At 62.1% G+C, this 4098-nt stretch carries 4 protein-coding genes; 2 read left to right on the top strand and 2 right to left on the bottom strand.

Translation table 11 applies throughout. The annotated features are described in order from the left end of the window. Nucleotides 1-1034, top strand: a 1034-nt coding sequence (locus ENJ19_04880; protein ID HHM05061.1) for a succinyl-diaminopimelate desuccinylase, incomplete at its 5' end; no start/stop codon positions are given. A 185-nt stretch (nt 1035-1219) separates the two neighbouring features. Here the strand turns inward: ENJ19_04880 and ENJ19_04885 are convergent. Then, nucleotides 1220-1918, bottom strand: a complete 699-nt coding sequence (locus ENJ19_04885; protein HHM05062.1) for a hypothetical protein — start codon at nt 1916-1918, stop codon at nt 1220-1222. 105 nt (nt 1919-2023) lie between these two features. Then, nucleotides 2024-3610: an alkaline phosphatase gene (locus tag ENJ19_04890; protein ID HHM05063.1), complete on the bottom strand. Its 1587-nt coding sequence runs from the start codon at nt 3608-3610 to the stop codon at nt 2024-2026. 154 nt (nt 3611-3764) lie between these two features. On the opposite strand from ENJ19_04890, the gene ENJ19_04895 reads away from it, so the two are divergent. Continuing rightward, nucleotides 3765-4043 (top strand): DUF3060 domain-containing protein, encoded by a 279-nt coding sequence (locus ENJ19_04895; protein ID HHM05064.1) that lies wholly within the window; start codon nt 3765-3767, stop codon nt 4041-4043. Nucleotides 4044-4098: the final 55 nt, after the last annotated feature.

A 4098-nucleotide genomic window follows, 5' to 3' on the forward strand; every position in this document is an offset into this window, starting at 1 on the left:
AGGCCATCGGCTTCACCATCGAGCGCCTGCGCTTCGGCGAGGTGGACAACTTCTGGGCGCGGCGCGGCGACGCCGAGCCGCTGTATGCCTTCGCCGGCCACACCGACGTGGTGCCCACGGGAGACGAGGCCAACTGGAAATATCCGCCCTTCGAGCCCACCCTCGACGACGGCATGCTCTACGGCCGCGGCACGGCAGACATGAAGGGCAGCCTCGCCGCCATGGTCACCGCCTGCGAACGCTTCATCAAAGCGCACCCGGATCACAAGGGCTCCATCGGCTTTCTCATCACCAGCGACGAGGAAGGCCCGGCCGTGGACGGCACGGTGAAGGTGGTCGAGCACCTGCAGGCGCGCGGTGAGAAGATGACCGGCTGCCTGGTGGGCGAGCCTTCCTCCACCGCGCGCGTCGGCGACGTGATCAAGAACGGCCGTCGTGGCTCACTGGGCGGCAAGTTGATCGTGCGCGGCGTACAGGGCCACGTGGCCTATCCGCACCTGGCGAAGAACCCCATCCACCTCGCCGCCCCGGCGCTGGCGGAGCTGGCCAGCGCGCAGTGGGACGCGGGCAACGAATTCTTCCCCGCCACCACCTTTCAGATCTCCAACATCAACGGCGGCACCGGCGCCACCAATGTCATCCCCGGCGAGTTGGAGGTGTGGTTCAACTTCCGCTTCTCCACCGAGGTCACGCCCGAAGAACTGCAACGGCAGGTCGAAGCAATTCTAGACAAGCACGGCCTCGACTATGACCTGAAATGGGAACTCTCCGGCCTGCCCTTCCTCACCGCCAGCGGCGCGCTGGTGGACGCCGCGGTGAAGGCCGTGCAGGCGGTCACCGGACAGACCCCGGAACTCTCCACCGCCGGCGGCACCTCCGACGGCCGCTTCATCGCCCCCACCGGCGCCCAGGTGCTGGAGCTGGGCCCGCTCAACGCCACCATCCACAAGGTGGACGAATGCGTCAGCGTGGCCGATCTCGACCTGTTGTCAGAAATGTACGAACGCATCCTGCAGGAACTACTGCTGGCTTGAGGCCGGCAATTGGAAAGTAGAGGCTTCACTTTTAGAAGCCCTAAAAATCTTATTTCTCGCCAAGCCGCAAAGAGCGCAAAGACAACCCACTACTGGCCTTTTTCTTTGCGCCTCTGCGCCTTGGCGAGAGATGAGGCTTTTCCTTCACAGGCTCTATCCTGACTTGCTCTTGGTAAACAGCCTGCTCAATGATGCCGGTGCCCGCCCTCGGCCAGTTGCAGTTTCTGCACGAAGGGATCGGCCTCCATGTCGCCCAGGTCGGCATAGTCGAGGTGATCATAGCTGCCGGTATCAACGAAGGACTGCGACGCCGCTCCCCCCGTCTGTAAATCCAACAGATGGATACTGACCTCGCGGTCGCCATGGACACGCCGCACCAGCGCCGGCAGTTCGAGATCACTCAGCCACCAGATTTCCATGTCGACGCCGTTCACCTGGCCCAGGTAGCGCTCGGCCTGGCGTCCCAGCACCTCCACGTTGCCACTGGGCGTCAGTTGCCGTAGCACGGCAGAATCGATCACGCCCCTCAGCTGCATCCAGTCGGGATAACGGCCCAGGGAGCGCAGATCACCCGCGGTGTAATCCACGCTCTTGCGCGGTTGCAGAAAAAGGTGACTGTAGTCGATGACGCCGTTGGCACGGCGCTGCCAGCGTTGGCGTTGAGCCTCACCCTCGTTCCACACCTCCACCTGCCGCACCGAGCGCAGCAGGTGCCATCGATGCCGACTGGCCTGTGGCCGCCGCGCCAGCTGGATGCTGCGGGTTTCGAACTGTGCCGCAATCACCGGGCGGGAAGCCTGTGCCCCGTCCTCGGCCTGTGCCTGGACGCCAAACAAGGCACCACCCATCACGGCCGCCAGAAAAACCATCATGCCCATCTTCATGGATCCATCTCCAAATACACGATACAGAAAAAACGGGAAGGGAGCGCCAGGCGCCCCCCTCCCCCTACTCTTTTTCAGAAGCGGGCCATTCGACCCTGACCCCAATCAGTCGTCGTCGTGATCACGCTGCTTGTGCGCCGCACGCTTCAGCTTGCGATCCATGCGGGTAGCCTCACGCATCACGTGATAGATCACGTTCTGCTCCTGCACACCGTGCACCATGTACGCACCCGGGCCACCGGCATAGATGGCAACGTCCTCACCGGCGTGGGTTTCGGAAGACAGCGGCACCAGCGACTCCTGGTGGAAGCCCTGGCCCTCGGTGTCCACCGCGCTCAGATCCGTGCGGCTGCCCGCGTTGATGGGCTCGCCGTAGACGGTATCGCCACCGCTCTCGAGGTCGTGGAAACCACGGCCATTGGTGTAGCCCAGGGTGGTGTAGGGCATGCCATCCTTGGCCAGCTGCGCATAGGGGTTGGCGTTGCCGGCACTGTCATTGCCCACCACCTTGCCGAGGATGGGATTGCCGCGCGTCGGGTAGCCGGCGATGGTGAATACGTGACTGTGGTCGGCGGTCACCAGAATCAGCGTCTCATCCATGTCCACACTTTCCATGGCGGCCTTGACGGCATTGGAGAACTCGATGGCGTCGGTCAGGGCACGATAGGCATTGCCGGCATGATGGCCGTGGTCGATGCGGCCGGCCTCCACATGCAGGAAGAATCCCTTGTCGTTGTTGTCCAGCACGTCGATGGCCTTGACGGTCATCTCGGACAGTTTGGGCTCACCACCGGCATCCGTGGGACGGTCGAACTCGTATTCCATGTGCGAGCTTTCGAACAGCCCCAGCAGGTGCTTCACTTCGTCGCTGTCGATGGCATCGAACTGCTCACGATTCCACACATAGGCGGCGTCCTCATAGTTGGCCACCCATTCAGCGGTCAGGTCACGGCCGTCCTTGCGCTTGCCGTTCTTGCCCTCGCCATCGACCGTGCTGCGCGGGATGAAGTGACGGCGGCCACCACCCATGGCGACTTCCAGGCCGTCACCATAGGGAAATTCGATGAGCTGGCGGGCGATATCCTTGCAGCCGCTCTGTTTGGCCTCATCGGTCAGCTTGTCGTCGCTCTCCCAGTTGCGCTCCGGCACGTGGGCGTAGGTGGCGGCGGGCGTGGCGTGGGTGATACGGGCGGTGGTGACCACGCCGGTGGACATGCCGGCCATCTCGGCCTGTTCGAGGAAGGTGGTCAACTCGTTGCCGATGGCACTGGCGCAGTTGCCACGCTCGACATACTGGTTGACGGCAATCACGCCGGCCTTGGACTTCACGCCGGTCATCATGGCGGTCATGGTGCCGGCCGAGTCCGGGGTCTGCTGGTTGGTGTTGTAGGTTTTCGACAGGGCCACGTAGGGCAGCATCTCGAAGGAGAGGCGGTTTTCCTCACCGTTCTCACCACGCAGCTGGCCTTCGAGGATACGCGCCGCGGTGGCGGTGGAAATGCCCATGCCGTCGCCGACGAAGAGGATGACATTCTTGGCGCGATGCTTGTTCTTGTGCAGATGCTTGGCCTGTTTTACGGCCTGGGCGCCATCACGGTACCACTGCTGTGGCGACTCCGCCTGGGCAATGCCCCCCAGGGACAGGCCAATGGCCAGGGCGATGGCCGATACGGAAAAACGTGTCTGTTTCATGCGGGTAACTCCTGTGCGGTAAAAGAGAACGCGGATTGCAGGCGCACAGGGTAGGAGCGTTGTGGGTCACAACGATGACAGGATTCTGAAGAATTTGTGACAGCGACGAAACAGAGCAAAAGGTTGAAGTGACAACGAAGTAGCAGGAGAGACGATAGAAATCACTGACAGTGATGCAACTCAGACCATTAACCGCTCACGGCCCTATGAGCTGATCATCAGTGGCGACCGTAATACCATCACCATTGCGAGCAACAATCAGGTTACGCAGCTCACCATCAGCGGCAACAACAATATCCTGATCCTTTCAAGCGCCACCACCGTCGACAGCCTCACCTTCACTGGTGGCGACAATACCATCACCAAGTTGCCGGGCAGCGTTGTTACCCGTGTCAGTGATCAGGGCAGCGGCAACAGCGTCATCAACGGCTGAGGACGCCCTCTCAACTGCGCTTGCGCGCCTTGCGAATATGCCGCTTGAGGCGCTG

It is taken from the genome of Gammaproteobacteria bacterium (assembly GCA_011375345.1).
GTDB lineage: Bacteria > Pseudomonadota > Gammaproteobacteria > DRLM01 > DRLM01 > DRLM01.